Genomic DNA, 25,539 nt, shown 5'->3' with positions numbered 1-25,539 from the left:
ATAGTGTATTTTACGCGCGCATAGGCTTAAACAAGAGAGCAATGCATAAAAATTTTTCAACCTAACCCCTAGAAGGAGTTATCTTATGGCTGTAAATAATATTTTAGGATTATTTGCCCATTCCCCATTAAAGCCCTTAGCGCGTCATTCTGCTAAGGTAACTGATTGTTGTAAATATCTCATTCCCTTTTTTGACTACACTTTCCAAGGTGATTGGGAAAATGCCGAGAAATTGCGCCAAAAAATTTCGGAAACAGAACGCCAAGCTGATAGTTTGAAACGCGAAATTCGCTTAAAGCTGCCACGCGGTTTGTTTATGCCAATTGAACGCACTGATTTATTAGAACTGGTTACACAACAAGATAAATTAGCTAATTATGCCAAAGATATTGCAGGCAGAATGGTAGGGCGTCAATGCGCTTTTCCACCTGAAATGCAAGAAGATTTTATGAAATATGTGGCACGCAGTATTGATGCGGCGGAGCAAGCGCATCTGGTTATTGATGAAATGGACGGCTTGCTTGAAACGGGTTTCAAAGGGCGTGAAGTGCAATTTGTTAATAAAATGATCCAAACTCTTGATGAGATTGAAGATGATACAGATCAAATGCAAATTAAATTACGCTTAATTTTGCGTGCGATGGAAGATCAATTCAACCCAATTGACGCAATGTTTTTATACAAAATCCTGGAATGGATTGGCGTGCTTGCTGATCAAGCCCAGCGCGTAGGTTCACGAATTGAGTTAATGTTAGCTCGTTCATAATTGTTTAAGCAACATAGGAATAATACTATGGAAGTTATTCAACATTATGGCACTTTATTAGTGATCATCACCGCTGCTTTCGGCTTTTTTATGGCATTTGGTGTGGGGGCAAATGATGTTTCAAATGCAATGGGTACCTCCGTTGGTTCTGGCACAATTACTGCTAGACAAGCAATTATCATTGCAATGATTTTTGAGTCTGCCGGTGCCTATTTAGCCGGTGGTGAAGTAACTGAAACCATTAAAAGTGGTGTATTAAATGCAATGGAATATACCGCAACGCCAGAAATTTTAGCGTTAGGTATGATGGCAGCCCTCTTTTCTTCAGGAATATGGTTGCTTATTGCCTCACGAATGGGCTGGCCAGTTTCCACCACACACACCATTATCGGTGCGATTATCGGTTTCGGTTTAATTACTGTTGGTCCAAATTCTATTGACTGGTCAGCTATCCGCAATATTGTTGGCAGTTGGTTTATCACCCCTGTGATTGCTGGTGTGGTGGCGTATGGTATTTTCTTCAGCACCCAAAAACTAATTTTCGATACAGAAAAACCGTTACGCAATGCACAAAAATATGGTCCATATTATATGGGGCTAACTATCTTTATCTTGTCCGTCGTCACAATGATAAAAGGCTTAAAGCACGTTGGTTTACATTTAACAGGTGGCGAAACCTTCTTTATTTCATTAGCTATTAGTGCGATTTCTGTGGTGGCAAGCTATTTCTATTTCCGCAGCAAAAAATTCCATCAAACTGTAAAATCTGGCACCTTTGGTGCGGTAGAAAAAGTGTTCAGCATTTTAATGCTACTCACCGCCTGTGCAATGGCATTCGCGCACGGTTCAAACGATGTGGCGAATGCCATTGGACCTTTGTCTGCCGTGGTGTCGATTGTAGATAATGGCGGTCAAATTATGGCGAAAAGTCCGCTTGCTTGGTGGATTCTTCCCTTAGGAGCGGCGGGGATCGCACTAGGTTTAATCATTATGGGCTACAAAGTAATGGCAACCATTGGGACAGGGATCACCGATCTCACACCAAGCCGCGGTTTCTCTGCCCAATTTGCCACGGCAACCACGGTAGTGCTTGCCTCGGGAACAGGGTTACCCATTTCTACCACGCAAACCCTTGTTGGTGCAATTCTTGGTATCGGTTTTGCACGAGGTATCGCTGCGTTGAATCTAACAGTAATTCGCAATATTATCGCCTCTTGGGTGATCACCTTGCCAGCGGGGGCATTCTTTGCCATTTTGATTTACTATGTGTTACACGCCATTTTTATTTAACTGACGTAAAGCAGCGTAAACCCACATAAAATAAGACAAAGATTTTGTGAATGAAAGCAAAGTGCGGTACAATTTCCCGCACTTTTTTATTGTCTCGTTTTCAAGGTGTTGTAATGCGAAAAATGACTAAAATCTTGTTTTTATTCTTTCTTTCTGTGCCATTTGCACAGGCAGAAACACGTTATGTAACGGAAAACCTTTCAACTTTTTTACGCAAAGGGGCTGGCGATCAATTTAAAATTGCCGGGGCAATCCGCTCAGGCGAGCCAGTCACCGTGCTAAACCAAAAAGATCGCTACACGCTCATTCGTGATAGTAAAAATCGTGAAGCGTGGATCTTAACATCTGAGCTTTCTAGCACACCAAGTAGCAAAGATGAAAACCCCAAATTAAAAGCCAAAATTGAAGAATTAACCTTAAAACTCAATCAATTAGATGGAGACTGGCAACAACGCACTAGTGAAATGCAACGCCGTACCAAACAAGCTGAACAACAAAGTAGCCAACTCTTGGAACAAAACTCCCAGCTCAACCGTGAACTTGAAATCACCAAAAATAAAAACCGTGATTTAGAAGCAATGCTTGATGCAGGTAAGCGAGAAATCGCTATTCAATGGTTTATCTACGGCGGGTCAGTGCTAGGCGTAGGTTTGCTACTTGGCTTAATTCTTCCTTTCATTATGCCGAAACGTCGCCGCCGCGATGGCTGGTCATAACCTTATTCCTCAGCAAAATGGAAATTTATTTAGTCGGCGGTGCTGTACGCGATCAACTGCTCAATCTCCCTGTTAAAGACAAAGATTGGGTAGTGATTGGTGCAACCCCCGAAGAGTTACTGCAACAAGGCTATATTCAAGTCGGGAAAGATTTCCCCGTCTTCCTTGATCCGAAAAAGAAAGAAGAATATGCGCTAGCACGCACAGAAAAAAAAACAGGTGTAGGTTACACGGGATTTATTTGTGATTTCAGCCCAGAAATAACTCTCGAGCAAGATTTAATCCGCCGAGATCTGACGATTAATGCCATTGCCCAAGACAGCCAAGGCAATTTGCACGATCCTTATGGTGGTGTCAATGATTTGAATCATCGCCTACTCCGTCATATTTCCCCAGCGTTTGCAGAAGACCCTTTACGGGTGTTAAGAGTGGCGCGTTTTGCCGCACGTTACTATTATTTAGGCTTTCAAATTGCGCCTGAAACCATTCAATTAATGAAAGAAATCACGCTCTCAGGTGAACTTTCTCATCTCACCACAGAGCGCGTATGGCTAGAAACAGAAAAAGCCTTACAAACCCCAAATCCTGAAATTTATTTTGAGATTTTGAGAAAAATCAATGCATTAGTGGTGCTTTTCCCTGAGCTAAATGCCCTTTACGGTGTGCCAAACCCAGTGCAACATCACCCCGAAGTGGATAGTTTTATCCATACAATGATGGTATTACACCAAGCAAGCTTACTGACGACAAAGAGCAACAAGCAACAAAAAAGTGCGGTACGTTTTGCCGCAATTTGCCACGATCTAGGCAAAGCCCTCACCCCCAAAGATATGCTTCCTCGTCATATTGGACACGAACACAACGGAATAATACCAACCCGAAACCTATGTAATCGCTTAAAAGTCCCCAGCTACATCAAAGAACTGGCTTGTCTTGTGTGCGAAACCCATACCAATATTCACCGCGCATTTGACTTACGCCCAGCCACTATTATTAGATTATTCAATAAGTTAGACGTATGGCGTAAAGCAGAACGTTTTGAACACCTGTTAATTGTTTGTAAAGCAGATGCAAAAGGTCGCAAGGGCTTTGAACAGGTGGATTACCCACAAGCGGATTTCCTACTTAAACTATATCAAGCCGCGCTTCAGGTTGATGTACAACAGGTGATTAGAGATGGATTTGAAAAAGAAAAAATCCGTGAAGAATTAAACAAACGCCGCCAAAAAGCCATTGAGCAAGCTAAAAAAGCATATTCGCAAGAATAGGAAAATACGATGCGATTCTCTTTACTCAAAAACAAATACAATGCCCTGTTACGCAAACTGTTTATTAATCCCAAAATGCGTAATGGATTGAAAAATAAAGGAATGACGATAATAGCCAGTAATTGTAACGGTGCATTTATTTTGCACGATTTAGCACAACCGTTTAATTCGCCTTTTGTAAATTTATATCTTGAACCCAAAGATTTTATTCGCTATTTACAGCGTATTGAACATTATCAGCAACAAACCTTGCAATTTGTGGCGCAATCACCTTACCCGATTGCTTATTTAGATGATGTAAAAATTCACTTTATGCATTATGCCAATGCACAGCAAGCCCAAGAAAAATGGCAACAGCGCTCACAACGGATTGATCTTGAAAATCTTTTTATTATTATGACCGATCGTGATGGCTGCACAGAACAAGATCTCAACGCCTTTGATGCCCTGCCTTATCCAAACAAAGTGGTATTTACACATAAACCTTACCCAGCAATTCCTTCCGCTTTTTACATTCAAGGCTTTGAACAACAAGATTGTGTGGGCGATCTTTTTGCTTATTCAGGTTGGAGCGGTAAACGCTATTATGATCAGTTTGATTATCTCGCTTGGTTTAACCAACACAAAAACGAGAAACGTTCATCACATTAGGATAAAAATAAAGTGCGGTGAAATTTTGTTAAATTTTTTACCGCACTTTTAACTGAACTCTTACAAGGCAATTTCGTCAAGGCTACGTCCAAAACTTGGGATAAACACTTGAATAAAATATGTCATTTCTTCACTGTGCCATTCCGCCATTAATGCTTCTAACCGTACTTTCGCGGAAGAGAATTCTTGATTACCTTGTTCCAATTCAAACTTCGCTTTGATATAAGCACAAAGTAAATCGGCTTGTTTCACAATGTGTTTTTCTTCAGCAGAAAATTGTTCGCTATGTAAATAAGGCGCAAAATCAGGTTGCAATTCTTCAGGGAGTAAACTCAATAAATGAAATTCTGCGGCACTTTCAATTTGTTTATAGGCTTGGGTAATGCTGTCATTAAAATATTTAATTGGCGTGGGTAAATCGCCAGTAAAAATTTCTGCACTGTCGTGATACATTGCCAATACGGCAATGCGTTCAGGATTTAGCTGACCTGCATAAAATTTATTTTTGATGATAGCCAACATATGTGCCACAAACGCCACTTGTAGACTATGTTCCGCTAAATTCTCTTTTTCAATATTACGCATTAAAGACCAACGCTGAATGAGCTTTAAGCGATCCAAACAGGCAAAGAAGTGGCTCGGTTGTAAGCGTTCAAAGGACATTTAGTTCTCCGTATATTCTTCAATGGTAACTGGCAAAGTCATCACTTTGCCAAGACGAGAAATCACCATATTCACGGTGGTGTTTGGTCTGGTATTACTAATCACATTCATCATTTGTGCCGGTGATTCTGCTTTTATATCGCCAAATTGCAGCATAATATCCCCCGCTTGTAAGCCGGCTTTGGCAGCAGGGCTGTTTTCTTTCACATTCGTAATTTCAATGCCTTTACTGCTCGTTTCATCACTAAGCAAGACGTCAGTTTGAATACCAAGAAAGCCACGAATCACACGTCCATCACGGATAATTTTTTTCATTACATCATTGGCAAGATCAATGGGAATGGCAAAATTCAACCCTTCCGCAATTTCATTGGCATTTTTACCAATGCTTAATGTGCTAATGCCCACCAATTCACCAAGGGAATTAATCAATGCACCACCTGAATTACCGCGATTAATGGACGCATCAGTTTGGATAAAATTTTGTCGCCCAATGTAATCGCCTACCGCATTGCGCCCCAACGCACTGATAATGCCTTGCGATACGCTTTGCCCTAAGTTATAAGGGTTACCAATGGCAAGCACCACATCACCTACGTGCAATTTACGCTTGGTATTAGGAATTGTGGGTAAATTATCTGCGCGGATTTTTAGTACCGCTAAATCGGTAAGGTTGTCTGAGCCGATCAAACTGGCTTCAAAAATTCGCCCATTTTGCATTGCCACCACGATTTGATCGGCATTTTGAATAACGTGTTTATTGGTGAGAATATGCCCGTCTTTCACCATTATCACGCCCGAGCCAAGATTGGTAATCTGTGGCTGTCCACTCATCGAAGTAAAAGATTGACTGTACACATTCACGACCGCAGGCGAAGCAACCCGAACCGCATCTTTAAAAGAAAGGATCGCTTTTTGAAACAAAGGCTGATCTTGCTTTAGGAAAGGGCTAATTAACAAAATTGCGCCTGCGGCAAGTAAACCGATGATAATCGATTGGATAAGCTTTCTTAACATTCTTATTCTCTTCGTATTCGTTGTATGATTTGCTGGTTTCTTTACTTTTACTTAATTTTTTGGATGATAAATTAATTTTAAATCTTCACCAATCGGCGTTGCCGATTGTAATTGCCATTGTGGTGCATCAGCTAATTTTTGGAGATGCGGTAATTGACAAAGTCCTTTCCCTTTATCGCCCAATAATTTAGGTGCAAGATAAATAATCAGCTCGTCCACCAATTTTGCTTCAATCAAGGCACCGGCTAATTGTGCGCCCGCTTCAACCCATAAGGTATTAATTTGTTGTTCTGCTAACTGCGTTAAAAGTGCGGTGAAAAAATCCGCCTTTTTTTCAATATGTATTGCCTGACAGAAATCGGGCATACCTTGCATATCTCTTGCCGTTGAACTGACTAACCAAACAGGCGTAGGTTGTTGAAATAACTGATATTCTGGCGTAACTCGATGCTGGCTATCTAAAATAACCCGCACGGGCTGGCGAAGTTCGCTATCAGGATATTGTTGTTGAACCGCTAAAGGAAGTTGCTCCCAACGTACATTTAACATCGGATTATCCATTAATACCGTTTGACTTGTAGAAAGAATGGCACTTGCTGCTGCCCGATATTGCTGCACATCTTGGCGTGCCAGTTCACCGGTGATCCATTTACTTTCGCCACTTGCCATTGCGGTCCGTCCATCAATGCTCATTGCCATTTTCAGTTGTACGAAAGGACGATTGCGACACATTCTTGTGAGAAAACCTTGATTGAGCAACGCTGCTTGCTCTGCCAACAATCCGACCTCCGTTTGCACGCCGGCTTGTTCAAGCATTTTCAAGCCACGTCCAGCAACTTGCGGATTGGGATCGGTCATTGCGGCAATCACTTTTATTACCCCAGCTTCAATTAATCCTTTGGCGCAAGGTGGTGTGCGACCAAAATGAGAACAAGGCTCAAGGGTAACATAAGCCGTTGCACCACGCGCATTTTCTCCAGCTTCACGCAATGCCATTACTTCGGCGTGTGGTTGCCCTGCTTTAAGGTGGAAGCCTTTACCGATCACCTTGCCTTCTTTAACCAAAACACAGCCCACTGAAGGATTTGGCGTGGTAGTAAAACGTCCTTGCTTGGCGAGATCCAACGCCATTTGCATAAATTGCTGATCTTGCTGAGAAAATGATTGCATATTAATCCTTCAGGCTTTCGATTTCTTTGGTAAATTGATCGATGTCATCAAAACTTAAATAAACGGAGGCAAAACGGATATAGGCGACTTTATCCAATTTTTTTAACTCATTCATTGCCAGTTGCCCGACAAAATGGCTTGGCACTTCACGCTCTCCTGTGGCACGCAGTTGATGAATAATGCGGTTAATGGATTTTTCCACATCATCAGAACTTACTGGACGTTTCTCTAAGGCGTGCAGAATACCACGACGGAGTTTTTCTTCATCGAAAGGTTCGCGCGATTGATCACTTTTAATAATTTTTGGGATCACGAGTTCAGTAATTTCAAAGGTGGTAAAACGTTCGTGACAATGCCCACATTCACGGCGGCGACGAACCTGAAAGCCATCGGAGACCAACCGACTATCGATCACTTTCGTTTCTTCTGTTGAACAAAAAGGACAACGCATAAATTCTTCCAATCCCCTTTTTAAATGGTATTTCCCATTTTAATGGCTAAAACAGCATAAAATTTTTGTTATAAAGGCTCGAATTGTAGCAAAATTTACCTTTTTTTACGATCTTTATACGGCAAAAAATGATCTTACGCAGGTATTTTATAACTTTTTTTGTTGTCTTATTGCCTTATATATATTAATTCCCTACTATATTACTCAACTATTTTATCTTTGGAGAAAGACAATGAAAAATGAATTAATTTGCTACAAAAAAATGCCTGTGTGGAACAAAGAAAGTCTGCCAAAAATGTTCCAAGAAAAACATAACACGAAAATTGGCACTTGGGGCAAAATTACCGTGCTACAAGGCAAACTAAAATTTTATGTTTTAACCGAACAAGGCGACGTAGTGAGTGAGCATATTTTCACTGCGCAAGATGACACGCCTTTTGTTGAACCGCAACTATGGCACCGCGTGGAAGCCGCTTCAGATGATCTGGAATGTTATTTAGCATTTTATTGTAAAAAAGAAGATTATTTCAGCAAAAAATATAATATGACCCCAACGCATTCTGAGGTGAAAAGTGCGGTGGAAATCATTCCGCCTTGCAAAGTCTTAGATCTTGGTTGCGGACAAGGACGCAACTCGCTCTTTTTAAGTCTGCTTGGCTATGATGTGACTTCTTGGGATCACAACGAAAATAGCCTTGCTTTTCTAACCAGTACGGCGGAAAAAGAAAATCTCAATATTCAGACCGCACTTTATAATATCAATGACGCCAATATTCAGGAAAATTACGATTTTATTCTGTCTACGGTGGTATTTATGTTCCTTGATCGCAATGCCATTCCGGCGATTATTGAGAATATGCAAAAACACACAAATGCTGGCGGTTATAATCTCATTGTCGCGGCAATGAGTACTGATGATGTGCCTTGCCCAATGCCATTCTCTTTCACCTTCAAAGAAGGTGAACTGAAAAATTATTATCAAAATTGGGAATTGATTAAATATCAAGAAGAAATGGGCGAACTTCACAAAACAGATGAAAATGGCAACCGCATTAAAATGAAATTTGTCACAATGTTGGCAAAGAAAAAATAAACCAACCATAAAAAGAAAAAGCAATAACACCAGAAGTGCGGTGGAAATTTTTGAATTTTTTCACCGCACTTGTTTTCTACCTCATTTTATTTATCCCCATTCTTTTTACTCTCCTTTTATTTTTCTCTTTCTCGCCAAAGGGCAAATAATGGGCTATCTCGCAAATTTTTCCATTGATCATAGGCGATTACCTTACCTTGATCTAACAGCACCACTTGTTGAGCTAAACGTGCTAATTCTTCAAGGCTATGAGTAACATATAAAATAGGAATCGCAATTTCTTGTGCGAGTTTATCTAGATAATCCAATAACTCTAATTTACGCGGTAGATCAAGGGCGGAAAGGGGTTCGTCCATCAGCAAAATTTCAGGTTGGCTGAGCAATGCACGCCCAATCGCAACACGCTGTTTTTCACCGCCTGATAAGGTGATCGGATAGCGTTTGAGCAAATGCTCAATACCTAAAAGTTGCACAATACGCTCAAACTCTACGGTATTTTTCTGTTTCATTCCGTAACGTAAATTGCCTATTACCGAATAATGAGGAAATAATCTGCCTTCTTGAAAAACATAGCCCACATTACGATGATTAGGTGGAAGATTAAGTTGCGTTTCTGTATTAACTAAATCTCGCCCATTCAAACGAATATAGCCTTCATCAGGTTGCAACAAACCACTCACTAAATTAATCAGTGTGGTTTTCCCTGAACCAGACAAGCCAAATAATGCGGTAACCCCTTGCGTGGGCAACTGTAAATCTACCGCAAAAGTCATTTTGCCTAATTGTTTGCGTACATTAATTTCTAACATCAGATTGTCCTAAACGTTTTTGCGTATATTTTGCTAACCATTCCGAAATCAGTAAAGAAATCAAGGCAATTACAATAGCAATCAAACATAATCGTGCTGCTGCACTTTCTGCACCCGGTGTTTCAATAAAAGAAAACATTGCAAGAGGGATGGTTTGGGTTACTTTTGGAATATTTGAAACAAAGGTGATGGTTGCCCCAAATTCACCTAATGAGCGAGCAAAACCAAGCACAATCCCTGCCAATATCCCCGGTAGTGCAAGTGGTAGGGTGATCGTGAAAAATGTTTTCAAGGCAGATGATCCCAAGGTGCGTGCTGCTTGCTCAAGTTTGAAATCCACATTTTCAATAGCTAGACGAATTGAGCGTACCACTAGTGGGAAAGAGACAATGGCAGAAGCTAATGCGGCGCCATACCAACTAAAGCCAAAGCTAAAATCAAACCATTGCAATAAGTATCGCCCGATAATGCCATTTCGCCCCATTGCGATTAATAATAAATAACCAACCACCACAGGAGGTAAAACTAAAGGCAAATGGATAATGCCATTGAGCAAGGATTTTCCCCAGAAATCTTTGCGCGCCAGCAACCAAGCCACCAAAATTGCGCAAGGCAATCCAGCCAACACTGACACCAATGCCACTTTGACACTTAATGCAATTGCATTCAACTCAGCTGAGGAAAAATGAAAAAAGGCCTGCCAATCCATTTGCATCGTATCCTTTTATTTGACCACGAATCCAGCTTTCAGGAAGATCTTTTTCGCCTCTTCTGATTGCAAATAGGCAAGAAAATCAACACTTTCCTGATTGCTATGCCCAACCACAATTGCCGCAGGATATTCAATCGCCGCGTGAGAATTTTCAGGGAAAACCGCCACCACTTTCACTTTTTGGCTTGCTGTTGCATCTGTGCCATATACAATCCCAAGAGGGGCTTCACCTTGTTCAACTAAGGCTAATGCAGCACGCACATTATTGGCTCTGGCAAGTTTATTTTCAACCACTTGCCATTGATTTAAGCTTGTTAAGGCTTCTTGTGCATATTTCCCAGCAGGAACGTGCGCAGGATCCCCCACTGCCAAATAGCTACCTTTTAATTCACCTTGCCACTGAGCATTTTGCACATCAATCTGCGCTAATCGGCTGTTTTTCGGGGCAATCATAACCAGACTATTCTGCACTAAATTCACGCGACTTTTTGGCTCAATCACATTCTTTTCCGATAAAAAATCCATCCATTTTTGGTTGGCAGAAATAAAAATATCCGCTGGCGCTCCCTGTGAAATTTGTCTCGCCAATACAGAAGAAGAGGCAAAAGAAAAATCAATTTCTTCTTTAGGGTGAGTTGCTAAATACTGCGTTTTCACCTCTTCTAATACATTTGTCATAGAAGCAGCGGCAAAAATAGTCAGCTTCGCTTGCGCAGAAAGTGAAAATAGTGAACAAGCCAATAAAGTTGAACAAAGAAATGTTTTAAGTTTTAGCATTGGGATACTCCTTAGTCACCAATATAAAATAAATTATATAACGATTTAAAAAATAAAAGCTACATAAAAAAGAGAACTTCTCGTAAAATAGTTTTACTTGATTTCAAGGGTGTCAAAATAAACAGGGCTAGCACAAACTCTATTGGGAATTTGAGGGGAATAATGTTAAATAGTGAAGTATTGCTCAGTATAAAATTACAACAACAGCTTTTTGTTGATCCAAAACGAATGCGTTTATTACGTGAAATTGCCGAATCTGGCTCTATCAGCCAAGCAGCAAAAAACGCCAACGTGAGTTATAAAAGTGCTTGGGATCATCTTGAAGCAATGAATAGCCTCAGCCCGATGCCTTTACTAGAACGTAATACAGGTGGAAAAAATGGTGGCGGTACAACACTGACAAATTATGCCAAGCGATTATTAAAACTCTACGATCTATTGCAAGAAACACAACAAAAAGCCTTTCAAATTCTACAAGATGAACAAATTCCCCTTGATAGTTTACTGACTGCTACGGCGCGTTTTTCTTTGCAAAGTAGCGCCAGAAATCAGTTTTTTGGTACAGTGAAAAGCCTAACACAAGAAGACAATCATTGCGCTGTGGAAATCCAACTTCCCCATTTCGATCAGCCTATTATTGCCTTTATCACCGCACAAAGTGCGGTACGTTTACAGCTTCATTTAGGTAAAGAAGTAATGCTAATGATCAAAGCGCCTTGGGTAAAATTATTCGCTAAAAAACCGCAAAAAACCTGTAATATTTTCACCGCACTTTTATCCTATATCAATCATCAAAATCACACTAATGAAGCAATTCTCACCCTAAATGAGCAATTAGAATGCTGTGCTAGCCTTGACGAACATTCCTCTTTCCAACAAGGTGATAAACTCTTTTGCTATATTGATCCTGAACAAATTGTTTTACTCACACTGTACTAGCATTGTGTTAGCTAAATCGCCTATTTAGCTAACTACCCTGCCTCATTTTGAGTTTGCGATTTTCGGTATATTTTTTCAAATTTTGAAATAAGATGGCACGTTATAGGCTTGCTTTATTGCATTGCCTGTAACGTGCCATCTCGTTTCATTCCAAATTTAAACGGCGATAAAATAGGTTTATCAAAGAATAAGTTAAAATTTAACGCTGATACTATTTCAATTCAATCGTTAACTCATAGCTAGAAGTCTTATCTTTATAGGAGGCTGCTCGAGGCTGGCCTACTCGTAATTCATATTGTCCTGTTTCTGGTAGCGTATAAGCTTCACCATAAGAATAATCATCATATCCATATAAGAAAGCATCTACATTCCCTTGGGTAACCAGTTTAACAATTAATGTTTGCCCTTTTTTTCCTTCAAAAGGATAGCTTTGGAAATCATAGCCAGTAACTTTTCCTTCATAATGTTGAACAAACGCCTGAGTATTTTCAGTCTCTTGTTTAGCTTGAGCTTGTTCAACAACATCTGTTTTTGTTGCAGCGGTATCAGTCTTTGTGGCTTGTTCGCAACCTGATAAACCGACAAGACCTACAGCTAAAAATGCACAGTAAATTTTGTTTAATGTTTTCATCATTTCCTCTCTCGTTAGATAAAAATAGCACACCATAAAAATGGATGGTGTGTCTATTATGTTATCACTTATTTTGTAAAAATAATAAAGTTTCTTTATCTCCATTTACTTTTAGCCATTTTATGTTAGCATTTCCACTTATTTTTCATTAAAAAATAAGGTGTATAAATGCAATCTTTTGAATTTCATAAAATTTCATTATTTTTAATCGCAGCAGCGAGTACAATGCCATCAAATGCGGAGCAAAATGGAGAAAATAGCCAACAATTAGCGCCGATTTTAGTTGAAACCACCATTTCTCCAACCGCGGTACCCGATCATTATTTGCATACGCAACATAAAATCACCGAACAGCAATTAAAGCAGAACTATTCGACAGCCATTGGTTCAGTCGTAGATAAAACCTCAGGTGTACAAAGCAGTTCTTTTGGACCAAATGCAAGTCGTCCTATTATTCGAGGATTATCAGGTCAGCGTGTTACTGTTTTACAAAATAATATGCCGATCAATGACTTAGCTATAGTAAGTGGTAATCTTGCAACTTCTGTCGATCCATTGAATGCAAAAGAAATTGAAATCAACAAAGGAAGTGCCAGTATTCTATACGGTGGACGTAGCCTTGGTGGTGCAGTGAATGTATTAGATAATTCAATCCCTAATAAAATTGCGCATCAAAAAATAAGCGGGCAAGTAACCATAAATAAAGGAATTAATGCGCCAAACCAAGGGCTATTTCAGCTCAATCTGAGTAATAATGAACATTGGGCAGGGCATATCAGTGGAAGTATCAGTAAGATTTCTTCTGTAAAAATACCTCATCGAACCAAATCTTCTGTTTGCTATGATAAAAGCTATCTACAATCTCGGACAGATTTACAGCGTCAATGTCAGGTAAGTATTCCTGTATTAACAACAATTAATCCAGCCTATTTCAAATATATTAGTCAATATTATTTAGATAATTATCAAGATACGAGCTTAGGTCTTACTGAAGAAGATAAATATACGAATAACCGTGGTAATGTTTTTGTGCAAAATCCACCAAATCCTTTATATGTACCAAATAGCCCTTACTATGCAGAGAAATTTGGTGAAATGAAAGAATATCGTACTTATCCACATGGAAAAATACCGAATAGCCACTCGCAAACACGTACCTTTACGCTTGGTACGAGTTACATTAGTGATTTTGGTTACTCGGGTATCGCTTGGCATTATTATGATGCGGATTATGGCGTACCGGGGTTTGCTTATTTAAATACCCAAACCATAGATGGTTATGCGCCAGTCAATGTGAAAAATAAAACTCATCGCTTAGACTGGCGAACACATTGGAAAACACCATTTACTGGTATCGATGCCATTGATTTACAAGTAAATTATCAACAAGCTAAAGATAATGAATACCTTGGTGATGTACTTTCTAATGGATTTCAATCAAAAAATTATAGTTATCGCCTCTATGCAAGCCATCAACCTTTATTTGGACGCCTGATCGGCACAATTGGTACTGATTTTTCTCATCAACACGTACAACCAAATGGAGAAGATGCTTATTTGCCCCATTTAACAAGAAAATCTTATAGTGTATATGGTATTGAAACCCTTGATCTTTCTCCATTTATGCTAGAAGCAGGACATCGTATTGAAAAAGTGCGGTATAAATTAGGTGAGAATGTTGCTGGCACGGCAAGAGGGATAGGTGGCTATTATGCGAAAGATCGTGAATTTTATTTGCAAAATAGTCATCTTGCTCTGCAATTTAATCCAACTGACAATAGCTACCTCAGAATTCAACGCACCTTTGCCGAACGCGCCTTAGAAATGAATGAATTATATGCGAATAATAACCACTATGCGTTATTAATCGAAGAAAATGGTGATGCTCGGCTTGCAAAAGAAAAGAGTAAAACGTGGGAATTTTCTCTCGGATATAGCCCTGATCCTTTCGATATTAGCCTAAACTGGTATCAAACAAAATTCGATCATTTTACTTATTTAGGTTATACCGGTGTCGCACGAAATGGTTTAATGGTAAAAGAATGGCGTCAAACCCCATTTACCTTAACAGGATGGGAATTAGATTTAACTTATACGATGGAAACTGCTCATTTCGGTACTTGGTATTGGCATACTTTTTATGATCAAGTCAAACAGAAACTCCCTCATCGTCTAACTGGGCTAGGAAACTATTTACCTAATTTACCATCATCTCGATTTGGCGCCGATCTGAATATTGAATATGATCGATGGAAAGGATTTATTTCTGCTATTCATTACAAAACACAAAAAAATGTCAGCAATGAAATTGATGAAAAACTTTCCGTTCCTTCTTTCACACTTGTTGATTTAGGCATCAGCTATACCTATCCTTGGAAACAAACAGAAATTGAGCTTTACCTCAATGTAAATAATATGACGAACAGAGAAGCGCGCTCTAATACGTCATCATTAAAATTTCTCGCTCCATTAGCGGGGAGAAATGCCAGTTTAGGTTTAAATATCAAATTTTAATACTCATAGAAACCACGTCTAATCAGCGTGGTTTCTTTATTTAAACACCATCTGTACTAAAAACATATAAATCACTGTTCCTGCAATGATGGAAAGAAACATATTCTTTTTCCAAAAATGTAACGCTAATACAATCCCCCCTGCAATAAAATCAGGTGCGCCAAAATAGGCCGTATTCATATCAATATTTTTATAACAATATACGACAAGCATACCGAACATTGCTGGCGGTAATACTTTACCTAAATAACGAATATATTCGGGAATAGGACGCTCAGCAGGAAAGATCCAAAAAGGTAACCATCTTGTTAATTGAACGGCTAACACAGCAAGAGAAATCGTAATAATTTGTTGAGTTAATGTCATTTTTCCACCTGTTCTAAGGTTACATTCAATTTTGCTCGCCATAAGGTTAAAACTAACCAAATAATCGCTAATGTAGGAAGAAGAAAATAATTTTTACCTACAACAAGTAAGCACAATGATGCCACACCAATACCTAATAACGAACTCTTATGTGATTTTTCCTTAAGCCAATTTTCTGCAAAAATCACTAAAAATAGTGCGGTCATAGCAAACTCAATGCCTTTGAGATCAAAAGGAATAATATTGCCAAAAACATTTCCTAACAGTGCGCCTAACACCCAATAAATATGAAGATAAAGGCTGACAAAAAACATATACCATCCTTTATCTAAATGCGAAGGAATAGTCGCAACATAATTCAGTGAAAAACTCTCATCAACAAGTGAACTAATCAGATACCAACGTTTTTTACCTACGCCACTGCCATATTTCTCCAACATAGAAATACTATAAAAAATTTGACGTAAACTCACCATCAAGGTTAATAAAAAAACATAAACGGGCGTGAATACCCCCATCAATGCCCCAGCAACAATAAACTCCACAGAGCCTGCATAAATCAGTAATGCCATTAAAAAAGGATACCAAGCATTAAAACCTAATCCTTTCATATAAAGCCCGTATGCAAACCCTAAAAATAAAAAACCAACCAACATAGGTAAAGAATAAGGGAATGCCGCTCTTGCGCTTTGCCAAATCTTATTTTGCGTTGCAATCATACTTATCTCGCTACTCTTCTAAAATGGATAATCCGGGCAAGGTTGAAAAACTTTGGGCTTTCACTGTCTCATAAAAATCCTCAACAAAGGCAACCTCTGTATCAGCTTCACGAAATGCCCCATAAAGATTACTATATAACCCTTGTGAAGTGATCTTTCTCGCGACAATATAACCTCGATCTAAATAAGGTTTTGCTGCCCAAAAAGGTAATGCTGCCACCCCTCTTTTACTTGCTACAAGCTGAATAATCGCAATGGTCAATTCACTTGTTCTACGAGTAGGATTGATCCCCGCAGGATGCAACACTTTTTTCAGCAAATCTAACATATCATCAGGAACAGGATAGGTAATTAATGTTTGATCAAGAAAATCCTCCGCCTGCCAAACCGCTTTATTGGCAAGAGAATGATCCTTCGCACATAATCCCACCATCTCATAAGAAAATAACGGTTTATAGGTAATACCGACAGTCTCTTCAACCTCCGAAACCACCGCCCAATCTGCACGATGGGTTAATAATAGCCCAACAGGATCAGTATGAAAGCCAGAAACAATATCTAACTCCACTAAAGGCCAATGTTGGCGAAAACTATCCATTGCGGGCATTAACCAGTCAAAGCAAGTATGACATTCTACCGCAATGCGCAGCTCCCCCGCTTCCCCTTGCTTCACTCGTGAAAGATCTCGCTCGGCCTCAATAATTTGTGGTAACACTTCATTTGCTAATTTAATCAAACGCTCGCCAGCCGCCGTAAAGCGTAAAGGCTGACTTTTTCGCTCAAATAGCGCAAGACCATATTGATCTTCCAATAACTTTATCTGATGAGAAAGGGCTGATTGCGTTAAATAAATACGCTTCGCCGCTAAAGAAACACTCCCCGTTTCTTTTAATGCAATCAGTGTTTTAAGATGTCGAATTTCTAAAAATGTGGGTTTCATTAAATGGATTCATAGATATAAAACAAGATAATGAAAATTATACAACAAAAAAGCACCGCACTTTAATGATTAATATAAAGTGCGGTGGTTTTTATTTGAATTAGCTGTATTAGATTAGCAGTTATGTTAGTCTATAAAACCGAAGATAACTCATTGTAAAATCAGAAATCTATACAGAAAAAACTGATAGAATTTTTTGTACTTGAAGTAACAGCCCGTTTCAGCAGCAAATTTACTGGAAATTACCCCTAATTCAGCCGCCCTCTTTTATCGCAAAATCAGAGAGGTGATTAGCAACCATTTAGCCCAAGATGCCAACGAGATTTTTGCTGGTGAAATTGAGCTTGATGAAAGCTATTTTGGTGGAAAAAGAAAAGGAAAAAGGGAACGAGGTGCTAAGGGTAAAACAGCGGTTTTTGGTATGCTGAAACGAGAAGGAAAAGTCTATACGGTTATTGTTGAAAATACTAAGACTAACACCTTACTTCCTGTAATTAAAAGGAAAATTATGCCTGATAGCGTTGTTTATACCGACTATTATCATCGCTACGATGTGCTAGATATAAGCGAATTTAAGCATGTCAGAATTAATCATTCAACTCATTTCGCAGAAGCAAAAAATCACATTAATGAGATTGAAAATTTCTGGAATCAGGCTAAACGAGTACTAAGAAAATATAACGGAATTGACAAGAAATCCTTTCCGTTATTCTTGAAAGAATGTGAATTTCAGTTTAACTTTGGGACACCAAAAGAACAGCTAAAAACACCGCGACTTTGGTGTGGAATTTAGGACTAATCTAATACAGCCTCAAAAACAAAAATGCGGTGTCTTTTTAGTGAATTTTTAATTTGTGTTTAGGATAACTTCTCTAGCTTCGCCAATGCCGCAATCAGCCATTTAATCCCCTCTCCTTGAAAAGCGATTTGTAGTCGGGTGTTATTGTCTTCACCTTCCACATTAATAATTGTGCCATTACCAAATTTAGCGTGTCTAACTTTTTGTCCCATTCGCCATTCTCTATCATTTTTGGCTTTATGGCTATTTAACGAACCGACGGCAGCACGGTTATACGCACGCGTCACCGTGCCTCGTAAACGCACTTCTTGAATACAATCTTTTGGTAATTCTTCAATAAAACGAGAGGGAATATGGCGTTCTTCTTTGCCATATAATCGGCGGCTTTCCGCATAGCTAATGGTAAGTTTTTGCTTGGCTCGGGTGATGCCAACATAAGCCAGACGGCGTTCCTCTTCTAAACGCCCCGGTTCTTCAAAAGAACGGAAACTCGGAAATAAACCTTCTTCCACCCCAATCATAAACACACGTGCAAATTCTAACCCTTTGGCGGAATGTAATGTCATCATTTGTACACTTGATTCATGGGCTGAGGCCTGTTCTTCCCCAGCCTCTAAAGAGGCGTGGGTGAGAAATGCCATTAAATCTGTCATTTCTTCCGCTTCATCTGGTTTAATAAATTCTCGAGTTGCACTCACCAGTTCTTCCAAATTTTCGATCCGCACTTCACCTTTTTCACCTTTCTCCTGCTTATACATTTCATACAAGCCCGAGTGTTTAATGACAAAATCAGTTTGGGCAAATAGTGGCATTTCTGCACTATCTTGTTGTAAGGAATTAATTAATTCCGTAAAACGCAATAAAGCGGTTGCTGCCCGTCCTGCTAACATATTTTCCTGAATGGCAACGTGAATGGCTTGCCATAGAGTAATTTGTCGCTCACGGGTTAATTGACGTAACACATCTAAGGTTCGATCGCCAATTCCTCGGGCTGGAGTGTTGATCACTCGCTCAAAGGCGGCATCATCAAAGCGATTGGCGATCAAACGTAAATACGCTAAGGCATCTTTAATTTCTTGCCGTTCAAAGAAACGCAATCCACCATAAATTCGATAAGGAATTTGGGCGCGAATTAAGGCTTCTTCAATAACACGAGATTGGCTATTACTACGATATAAAATCGCACAATCATCTAATTTTCCACCATCATCGAGCCAGATTTTGATTTGGCTTGCCACAAACTGAGCTTCGTCAATTTCATTAAAGGCGGCATAAATCCCAACAGGATCGCCTTGCTCCCCCTCCGTCCATAAATCCTTACCAAGACGGTTACTATTATTCGCAATTAAATGGTTGGCACTGTTGAGAATATTGCCCGTAGAACGATAATTTTGCTCAAGACGAATGGTTTGTGCATTATGAAAATCTTCTAAGAAACGGTGAATATTTTCAACTTGTGCGCCACGCCAGCCATAAATAGACTGATCGTCATCGCCTACGATCATTATTTTACCCGTTTCTCCCACCAATAATTTGATCCACGCATATTGGATTTTGTTGGTATCTTGAAACTCGTCCACCAAAATATGCGAAAAACGCTGCTGATAACGTTGCAAAATTAATGGTTTTTTCAGCCACAATTCATACGCTCGCAACAATAATTCAGAAAAATCCAACAAGCCCGCTCTATCACAAGCATCTTGATAAATTTGATAAATTTTAATCCAAGTGCGTTCTTGAATATCGCCCTCATCATCAAGTTGATGCGGACGCAAACCTTCTTCTTTTTTGTTATTAATATACCAGCAAGCCTGTTTCGGCGGATACGCTTTTTCGTCGATGTTATGTAGCTTAATCAAGCGTTTAATCAAACGTTGCTGATCATCACTATCTAAAATTTGAAAATCCTGTGGTAGCCCAGCATCCGCATAATGGGCGCGTAATAGACGGTGTGCAATACTGTGAAATGTGCCAGTCCACATTCCCATTATGCGTTGTGATGAATATTTCGCCAGTGTTTGCTCAATTCGATGACGCATTTCTGCGGCGGCTTTATTGGTAAAGGTGACTGCCATTATACTGCCTTCAGAAATTTGCTCTACCGCAATCAACCAAGCAATACGATAAGTTAGCACTCGCGTTTTACCACTACCCGCGCCAGCTAACACTAAGTAATTGCCCAAGGGGGAGGCGACTGCCTCGCGTTGTTTATCATTTAATCCATCAAGTAATTCTGAAATATCCATTACATCACCACTGTTTTTTTATACAGTTTTAAATTATAGGGGGATTTTGCTAAAAGGCAAGAAGTGCGGTGAAATTTTTATGAATTTTCTACCGCACTTTAATTAAGGCAGTAAATAGAGATAAACGGTGATCTCTTCCCTATCGTGATACAGATGCTTTGCTTTGAGTTTGAATTTCATTCCTTGTTGATCTAAGGCTTGTTCAATCATTGCTAGGCATTCTTTCACTTCTACATAACGTTTTTTCATTGGCAGTTTTAAATTAAAAATGCTGGCTTGGCACCACCCATTAATGAACCATTTTGTAATTAATTGTGCAATACGACTTGGCTTTTCGACCATATCACATACTAGCCAATCAATACGGCGACGTTTCGGTGGTTGAAATTTAAAACCGTCTTCAGCACAATGTTCAATGCGACCCGTTTCGTGTAGGCTCGCTGCCATTTTGCCGTGATCTACCGCATAAACAAATAAACCACGTTTAACCAATTGATACGTCCATCCTCCCGGGCAAGCACCGAGATCAACCGCATACTGATTTTCATTTAAGTATTGGCTTTCTTTTTGTTTAGGAATGAAGGTTAAAATGGCTTCTTCTAATTTTAAGGTCGAGCGACTTGGTGCCTCTGCGGGGAATTTAAGCCGTTGAATGCCCATAAAATATGGCGAATGATTATGGTTGTAAGAATACCCTACATAGCACGCTGTTGATTGCAAGAAAAAAACGTGCAACGTTAGGGTATGTTGATGATTGCCTTTGCCCTGTAAAAAGCCTTCTTTTTTCAAAATATTACGCAAAGGTACGGTAAATTTACGGCAAAATCCAGACAATTCTTTTGCTTCATTAGTGTCGGCAGTTTCAACAAATAATTCGGTGCTATTTTTGAGTTTTTTCGCCAATTCATCTTGCTGATATTGCAATAAAATAGGGCTAATACGATCTTCAGGTGAGAGGTCTTGTAATAAATCGGATACAACAATCATTTGGCGAGCAAAAATCAGTTGGTCAAAAGGCAGTTCTTGTGCCAATCGATCCGCCTCACCAGCCTGATAACATTCAAAAATCACATAACCTGAATTTGGCTCAACACGGGCGAAGCCAAAAATTCCACGTTCGCCTGCTTTATCAGTAATTTCTGCGGCAAGTTCTTTTTCAAAGCCAATACGGCAATATAAGGCAAGTTTATTCATTATTGTTTCTTATTTCTTTAATTATCCATTGGCGAAATGCGAGAATTTGCTCATCATTCGCTTTATCTAATTGATTAACTACATAAAAAGATTTTGGATCTTTGAGTTGGATTGGTAACACCACTTGCAATGTACCACGATCAATTTCTTGCTGAGCTAGCACACGGTTAGCGAGTACAATGCCTTGTCCATGTACCGCAGCTTGCAAGGCCATAAAAGTATGGCTGAAAATAGGGCCGTGCTGAATGTCCAACGCTTTTAATTGTAAATGATTCGCCATATTTTGCCAGTTATCACGGGTATGAATATGAATCAGCGTATGTTTTTTAAGATCATCTGCTGAATATATCGGCTGTTTAGCCAATAATTTTGGTGAGGCAAGCAAGAGCAAATTTTCCTCTGCTAATTTTTCCACTTGCAGATTTTCCCACGCGCCACGTCCATAATAAATCGCAATATCAATTTCGCGGTTCAGCAATCCTTCATCTTGATCCACGCCTGTCAAGCGAACTTCAATATCTGGATAAAGGGCATTAAACCCACTTAAACGAGGCACAAGCCACTGAATGCCAAAGGTTTGGGGAACACTAATTGCAATATGTTTTTCATTTTTCTGCGTCATTAGTTTTTGCGTAACCTCGGACAAACGGCGTAAAATTTCTGTCACTTCTTTGAAATAAATCTGTCCTAACTCAGTTAGCACTAACGCTCTGTGCTGACGTTTAAATAATTCAATGCCTAAAAAATCTTCTAATAATTTAATTTGATGACTCACTGCTGCTTGGGTCACAAAGAGTTCATCCGCTGCTTTTGTGAAACTCAAATGGCGAGCCGCACATTCAAAAGCTTTCAGTGAATTCAAGGGAGGCAAACGTTTATACATAAATTCTTCTCAAATGAAAAATAATCAGTTATACTAACTCACTGATTTATCTATTAGTTTTTTTAATGCAAGGAATAAAAAAATATCCTTTGTTCTCGTCCGTACATCTCACTACAATACGCACATACTTAATGATTGGTAATTCCTTATTGGTTAAGAGTTTCGACTTAAGTATGATGTTGTGTTTGCATAGTTCGGGAAACCGAACAGAGTAACTGATTAGTTACTCATTTCACTTCCTGTATATTTTTTTGACCTAATTAGGTTAGACACCGCTCAATTGAGCGGTGTTTTTTTATGTGCGAGATCCTACCACAGTTTCACTTTTCCTCGAAATAGATTTCCTTGTTAGCCGTACAGAAGACATCGTATTTTTTCTAAGAAAAAATAAATTCAAAAATAACCGCACTTTTATTGTTGCAAGTTTTAAATAATGGTGTAGATTAAAACCATTCTGTTGTAACAACATCATTAATAAGGAAATAAAATGACACTAAAAAACATTGACTGGCAAAATCTTGGTTTTGGCTATATCAAAACAGATTATCGTTATATTGCTCACTGGAAAGACGGAGAATGGTCTAAAGGGGAACTCACCCAAGATAATGTGCTTCATATTAGCGAGGGATCAACCGCATTACATTATGGCCAACAATGCTTTGAGGGGTTAAAAGCATATCGCTGTAAAGATGGCTCAATTAATCTTTTCCGTCCAGATCAAAATGCCTTAAGAATGCAAAAAAGTTGCCAACGTTTACTCATGCCTGAAGTCCCTGTTGAAATGTTTATTGATGCCTGTAAACAAGTTGTCAAAGCGAATCAATCTTGGCTTGCCCCTTACGGCACAGGAGCAACACTTTACTTACGTCCATTTGTGATTGGCGTGGGAGATAATGTAGGCGTAACCCCTGCAAAAGAATACATCTTTTCTATTTTCTGTTGTCCTGTCGGTGCCTATTTCAAAGGTGGAATGAAACCGACTAATTTTATTGTTTCTGGCTACGATCGTGCAGCCCCACAAGGTACTGGCGCGGCTAAAGTGGGTGGAAACTATGCAGCAAGCCTTTATCCGGGCAAATTAGCCAAACAGCGTAACTTTAGTGACTGTATTTATCTTGATCCCGCCACTCACACTAAAATTGAAGAAGTGGGTTCAGCAAATTTCTTTGGTATCACGAAAGATAATAAGTTTATTACCCCGCTTTCCCCATCAATTTTACCAAGTATCACGAAATATTCTCTGCTCTATTTGGCAAAAGAACGTCTTGGCTTAGACACCCTTGAAGGGGATATTTATATTAATGAATTAGACCAATTCAAAGAAGCTGGGGCTTGTGGAACAGCGGCAGTGATTACGCCAATTGGCGGAATTCAATATGGCGATGACTTCCACGTTTTCTATTCAGAAACAGAAGTTGGCGAAATCACCCAACGTCTTTATAACGAACTGACCGGCATTCAATTTGGTGATATTGAAGCGCCTGAAGGTTGGATTGTTAAAGTGGAATAAATTTTCCAAATAAAATCAAGACAAATAAAAAAGGGGCGTTTGCCCCTTTAATCTTTATAATAAATCTAATGCGACCATTCGGCTTGGTCGGATAACGTTATTTTTATCCACTTCTGCCACACCTAAAAACTGATGTTTATCAGAAAATAACCGCACCTGTCCGTAAATCTGTTGGGGATTATCAAACTTCACACGTTGCCCAAAGCCTACGGCTCGGCTTTGCTCAGCAGTTAAAAGCAAAGCGGGTAAGGATTTCACCGCACTGTCGATAGGTAATAAATGCTGATCTAGCAAACTTAAATCCTGCTGTTCGCTTAAGGCGTTAAGATCTTCTAAGCGCATCATCGCTTGCTGCGGATAATCCGCCACCGCAAGGCGGCGAAGCATCGTTACGTGTGCGCCACAACCTAACACTTCACCTAAATCATCAACTAAAGTGCGAATATAAGTGCCTTTAGAACAATGTACTTCCAGCGTTAAATAAGGAGCTTGGTAATCAATAAATTTCAGTTCAAAAATGGTGATGGGACGTGGTTCACGTTCCACGGTAATGCCTGCTCGCGCATATTCATATAGCGGTTTCCCTTGATGTTTCAAGGCTGAAAACATTGTCGGCACTTGCATAATCTCGCCACGAAATTGATCAAGTGCGGTCAAAATTTCTGAGATTTCCACCCGCACTTCTCGATGTTGCACCACTTGTCCATCTGCATCAGAGGTATCTGTACGTTCCCCCAATTTCGCGGTGACCAAATAACGCTTATCAGAATCAAGCAAATATTGCGAAAACTTGGTCGCCTCACCTAAACAAATGGGCAACATCCCCGTAGCGAGGGGATCTAACGCCCCTGTATGCCCTGCCTTATTTGCCTGAAAAAGCCGTTTCACTTGTTGCATAATTTGGTTAGAACTTGCCCCTTGTGGCTTATCTAACAAAAAAATTCCGTGAATATGGCGACCTTTATTTTTTGCTCTACTCATTATTTTTGTCGACATCTTCTTGGTTATGCGGTTCTGGCTGGTGGCGTTTTTCATCATCACGAATCACTTCACTCACCAAGTTAGACATTCTCATTCCTTCGACCAAAGATTGATCATAAATAAAACGTAACTCAGGAACGATCCGTAAACGCATCGCTTTCGCCAATAATGAACGAATATAAGGTGCAGCTTTTTCTAACCCTTTCATTCCACTTTCAATAATACTTTCATCTTGATCAAATAAAAAAGTTACAAAAACTTTTGCATAAGCCAAATCGCGCGACACTTCTACATCAGAAACGGTAACCATTCCAATACGAGGATCTTTGACTTCACGCTGTAAAATGACTGCAATTTCTTTTTGTAATTCTTGTGCTACGCGATCTGAGCGTTTAAATTCTCTTGCCATTTCCTTTTCCTATAAATAAAAAGAG

General features: G+C 39.5%; 24 protein-coding genes and 2 pseudogenes. 10 read left to right on the top strand and 16 right to left on the bottom strand.

Translation table 11 applies throughout. The annotated features are described in order from the left end of the window. Positions 1-85: 85 nt before the first annotated feature. From L4F91_RS04290 to L4F91_RS04270, 5 genes are all read left to right on the top strand, one after another. The gene (locus L4F91_RS04290) at positions 86-766 is read left to right on the top strand and encodes a TIGR00153 family protein (protein ID WP_250350455.1); all 681 of its coding nucleotides are present in this window, start codon (positions 86-88) and stop codon (positions 764-766) included. Between the two features lie 27 nt (positions 767-793). After that, the gene (locus tag L4F91_RS04285; protein WP_395897485.1) at positions 794-2,056 is read left to right on the top strand and encodes an inorganic phosphate transporter; all 1,263 of its coding nucleotides are present in this window, start codon (positions 794-796) and stop codon (positions 2,054-2,056) included. 113 nt (positions 2,057-2,169) lie between these two features. Continuing rightward, positions 2,170-2,772 carry a TIGR04211 family SH3 domain-containing protein gene (locus L4F91_RS04280; protein ID WP_395897483.1) on the top strand — a complete coding sequence of 201 codons (603 nt, stop codon included), beginning with the start codon at positions 2,170-2,172 and terminating at the stop codon, positions 2,770-2,772. A 17-nt stretch (positions 2,773-2,789) separates the two neighbouring features. Beyond that, on the top strand, positions 2,790-4,040 hold the full coding sequence (locus L4F91_RS04275; RefSeq protein WP_395897481.1) for a multifunctional CCA addition/repair protein: 1,251 nt from the start codon (positions 2,790-2,792) through the stop codon (positions 4,038-4,040). A gap of 9 nt (positions 4,041-4,049) precedes the next feature. Continuing rightward, positions 4,050-4,691 (top strand): DUF1919 domain-containing protein, encoded by a 642-nt coding sequence (locus L4F91_RS04270; RefSeq protein WP_395897479.1) that lies wholly within the window; start codon positions 4,050-4,052, stop codon positions 4,689-4,691. Positions 4,692-4,751: 60 nt separating this feature from the next. Here L4F91_RS04270 and yfbR read toward each other — a convergent pair whose 3' ends face one another. Genes yfbR through nrdR form a run of 4 tightly spaced genes read right to left on the bottom strand, consistent with a single transcriptional unit; the run spans position 4,752 to position 7,992 of the window. Then, positions 4,752-5,354: a 5'-deoxynucleotidase gene (gene yfbR / locus L4F91_RS04265; protein WP_250350460.1), complete on the bottom strand. Its 603-nt coding sequence runs from the start codon at positions 5,352-5,354 to the stop codon at positions 4,752-4,754. After that, positions 5,355-6,371: an outer membrane-stress sensor serine endopeptidase DegS gene (gene degS, locus L4F91_RS04260; RefSeq protein WP_250350461.1), complete on the bottom strand. Its 1,017-nt coding sequence runs from the start codon at positions 6,369-6,371 to the stop codon at positions 5,355-5,357. 51 nt (positions 6,372-6,422) lie between these two features. Then, entirely contained in the window at positions 6,423-7,541 is a 1,119-nt protein-coding gene (gene ribD, locus L4F91_RS04255; protein ID WP_395897477.1) for a bifunctional diaminohydroxyphosphoribosylaminopyrimidine deaminase/5-amino-6-(5-phosphoribosylamino)uracil reductase RibD, read from the bottom strand. Between the two features lies 1 nt (position 7,542). Next, positions 7,543-7,992: a transcriptional regulator NrdR gene (gene nrdR / locus L4F91_RS04250; RefSeq protein ID WP_250350463.1), complete on the bottom strand. Its 450-nt coding sequence runs from the start codon at positions 7,990-7,992 to the stop codon at positions 7,543-7,545. A gap of 232 nt (positions 7,993-8,224) precedes the next feature. Here nrdR and tehB point away from each other — a divergent pair, with 232 nt between their 5' ends. Next, positions 8,225-9,085, top strand: coding sequence for an SAM-dependent methyltransferase TehB (gene tehB, locus L4F91_RS04245; RefSeq protein ID WP_250350464.1), 861 nt, complete (start codon positions 8,225-8,227; stop codon positions 9,083-9,085). 131 nt (positions 9,086-9,216) lie between these two features. On the opposite strand, the pseudogene modC reads toward tehB, so the two are convergent. The 3 genes and pseudogenes from modC to modA all read right to left on the bottom strand — a co-directional run. Further along, a pseudogene (gene modC, locus L4F91_RS04240) lies at positions 9,217-9,894 on the bottom strand (molybdenum ABC transporter ATP-binding protein); the annotation flags it as partial. Then, entirely contained in the window at positions 9,881-10,603 is a 723-nt protein-coding gene (gene modB / locus L4F91_RS04235) for a molybdate ABC transporter permease subunit (RefSeq protein WP_395897474.1), read from the bottom strand. The pseudogene modC and the gene modB, both read right to left, overlap by 14 nt. A 15-nt stretch (positions 10,604-10,618) precedes the next feature. After that, positions 10,619-11,383 (bottom strand): molybdate ABC transporter substrate-binding protein, encoded by a 765-nt coding sequence (gene modA / locus L4F91_RS04230; RefSeq protein WP_250364389.1) that lies wholly within the window; start codon positions 11,381-11,383, stop codon positions 10,619-10,621. A 162-nt stretch (positions 11,384-11,545) separates the two neighbouring features. Here modA and L4F91_RS04225 point away from each other — a divergent pair, with 162 nt between their 5' ends. Continuing rightward, a complete protein-coding gene (locus L4F91_RS04225) occupies positions 11,546-12,322 on the top strand; it encodes a TOBE domain-containing protein (RefSeq protein ID WP_265778316.1) in 777 nt (258 codons plus the stop codon). A 211-nt stretch (positions 12,323-12,533) separates the two neighbouring features. Here the strand turns inward: L4F91_RS04225 and L4F91_RS04220 are convergent, their stop codons facing one another. Continuing rightward, positions 12,534-12,956 carry a PPC domain-containing protein gene (locus L4F91_RS04220; RefSeq protein WP_250350468.1) on the bottom strand — a complete coding sequence of 141 codons (423 nt, stop codon included), beginning with the start codon at positions 12,954-12,956 and terminating at the stop codon, positions 12,534-12,536. 165 nt (positions 12,957-13,121) lie between these two features. Here L4F91_RS04220 and L4F91_RS04215 point away from each other — a divergent pair, with 165 nt between their 5' ends. After that, positions 13,122-15,467, top strand: a complete 2,346-nt coding sequence (locus L4F91_RS04215) for a TonB-dependent receptor (RefSeq protein WP_395897471.1) — start codon at positions 13,122-13,124, stop codon at positions 15,465-15,467. Positions 15,468-15,503: 36 nt separating this feature from the next. On the opposite strand, the gene L4F91_RS04210 is transcribed toward L4F91_RS04215, so the two are convergent. Genes L4F91_RS04210 through L4F91_RS04200 form a run of 3 tightly spaced genes read right to left on the bottom strand, consistent with a single transcriptional unit; the run spans position 15,504 to position 17,492 of the window. Then, positions 15,504-15,833 (bottom strand): branched-chain amino acid transporter permease, encoded by a 330-nt coding sequence (locus tag L4F91_RS04210; protein ID WP_250364385.1) that lies wholly within the window; start codon positions 15,831-15,833, stop codon positions 15,504-15,506. After that, positions 15,830-16,552, bottom strand: coding sequence for an AzlC family ABC transporter permease (locus tag L4F91_RS04205; protein ID WP_250350471.1), 723 nt, complete (start codon positions 16,550-16,552; stop codon positions 15,830-15,832). The genes L4F91_RS04210 and L4F91_RS04205 overlap by 4 nt, the downstream gene beginning before the upstream one ends. Before the next feature lie 10 nt (positions 16,553-16,562). Beyond that, positions 16,563-17,492 carry a LysR family transcriptional regulator gene (locus L4F91_RS04200; RefSeq protein WP_395897468.1) on the bottom strand — a complete coding sequence of 310 codons (930 nt, stop codon included), beginning with the start codon at positions 17,490-17,492 and terminating at the stop codon, positions 16,563-16,565. A 133-nt stretch (positions 17,493-17,625) separates the two neighbouring features. Between L4F91_RS04200 and L4F91_RS04195 the strand changes: the two are divergent. After that, positions 17,626-18,285 (top strand): annotated as a pseudogene (locus tag L4F91_RS04195) (IS1595 family transposase). A gap of 65 nt (positions 18,286-18,350) precedes the next feature. On the opposite strand, the gene uvrD reads toward L4F91_RS04195, so the two are convergent. The 3 genes from uvrD to L4F91_RS04180 all read right to left on the bottom strand — a co-directional run bounded on the left by uvrD (position 18,351) and on the right by L4F91_RS04180 (position 22,614). Beyond that, positions 18,351-20,537 (bottom strand): DNA helicase II, encoded by a 2,187-nt coding sequence (uvrD, locus tag L4F91_RS04190; RefSeq protein WP_395897467.1) that lies wholly within the window; start codon positions 20,535-20,537, stop codon positions 18,351-18,353. A gap of 102 nt (positions 20,538-20,639) precedes the next feature. Beyond that, positions 20,640-21,731 carry a 23S rRNA (cytidine(2498)-2'-O)-methyltransferase RlmM gene (rlmM, locus tag L4F91_RS04185; RefSeq protein WP_395897465.1) on the bottom strand — a complete coding sequence of 364 codons (1,092 nt, stop codon included), beginning with the start codon at positions 21,729-21,731 and terminating at the stop codon, positions 20,640-20,642. Beyond that, complete coding sequence (locus tag L4F91_RS04180; RefSeq protein WP_395897463.1) at positions 21,724-22,614, bottom strand: transcriptional regulator GcvA; 891 nt, start codon at positions 22,612-22,614, stop codon at positions 21,724-21,726. Before L4F91_RS04180 ends, rlmM begins: the two co-directional genes overlap by 8 nt. A gap of 487 nt (positions 22,615-23,101) precedes the next feature. On the opposite strand from L4F91_RS04180, the gene L4F91_RS04175 reads away from it, so the two are divergent. Beyond that, entirely contained in the window at positions 23,102-24,124 is a 1,023-nt protein-coding gene (locus tag L4F91_RS04175) for a branched-chain amino acid aminotransferase (protein WP_265778008.1), read from the top strand. A gap of 54 nt (positions 24,125-24,178) precedes the next feature. Here L4F91_RS04175 and truB read toward each other — a convergent pair whose 3' ends face one another. Beyond that, complete coding sequence (truB, locus tag L4F91_RS04170; RefSeq protein ID WP_265778007.1) at positions 24,179-25,105, bottom strand: tRNA pseudouridine(55) synthase TruB; 927 nt, start codon at positions 25,103-25,105, stop codon at positions 24,179-24,181. After that, positions 25,098-25,514 (bottom strand): 30S ribosome-binding factor RbfA, encoded by a 417-nt coding sequence (gene rbfA, locus L4F91_RS04165; RefSeq protein WP_395897460.1) that lies wholly within the window; start codon positions 25,512-25,514, stop codon positions 25,098-25,100. The genes truB and rbfA overlap by 8 nt, the downstream gene beginning before the upstream one ends. Positions 25,515-25,539: the final 25 nt, after the last annotated feature.

It is taken from the genome of Avibacterium sp. 20-126 (assembly GCF_044358625.1).
Classification (GTDB): Bacteria; Pseudomonadota; Gammaproteobacteria; order Enterobacterales; family Pasteurellaceae; genus Avibacterium.
The sequence above is the reverse complement of the archived record's forward strand: the minus strand, read 5'-3'. Positions and strand labels throughout refer to the sequence as shown.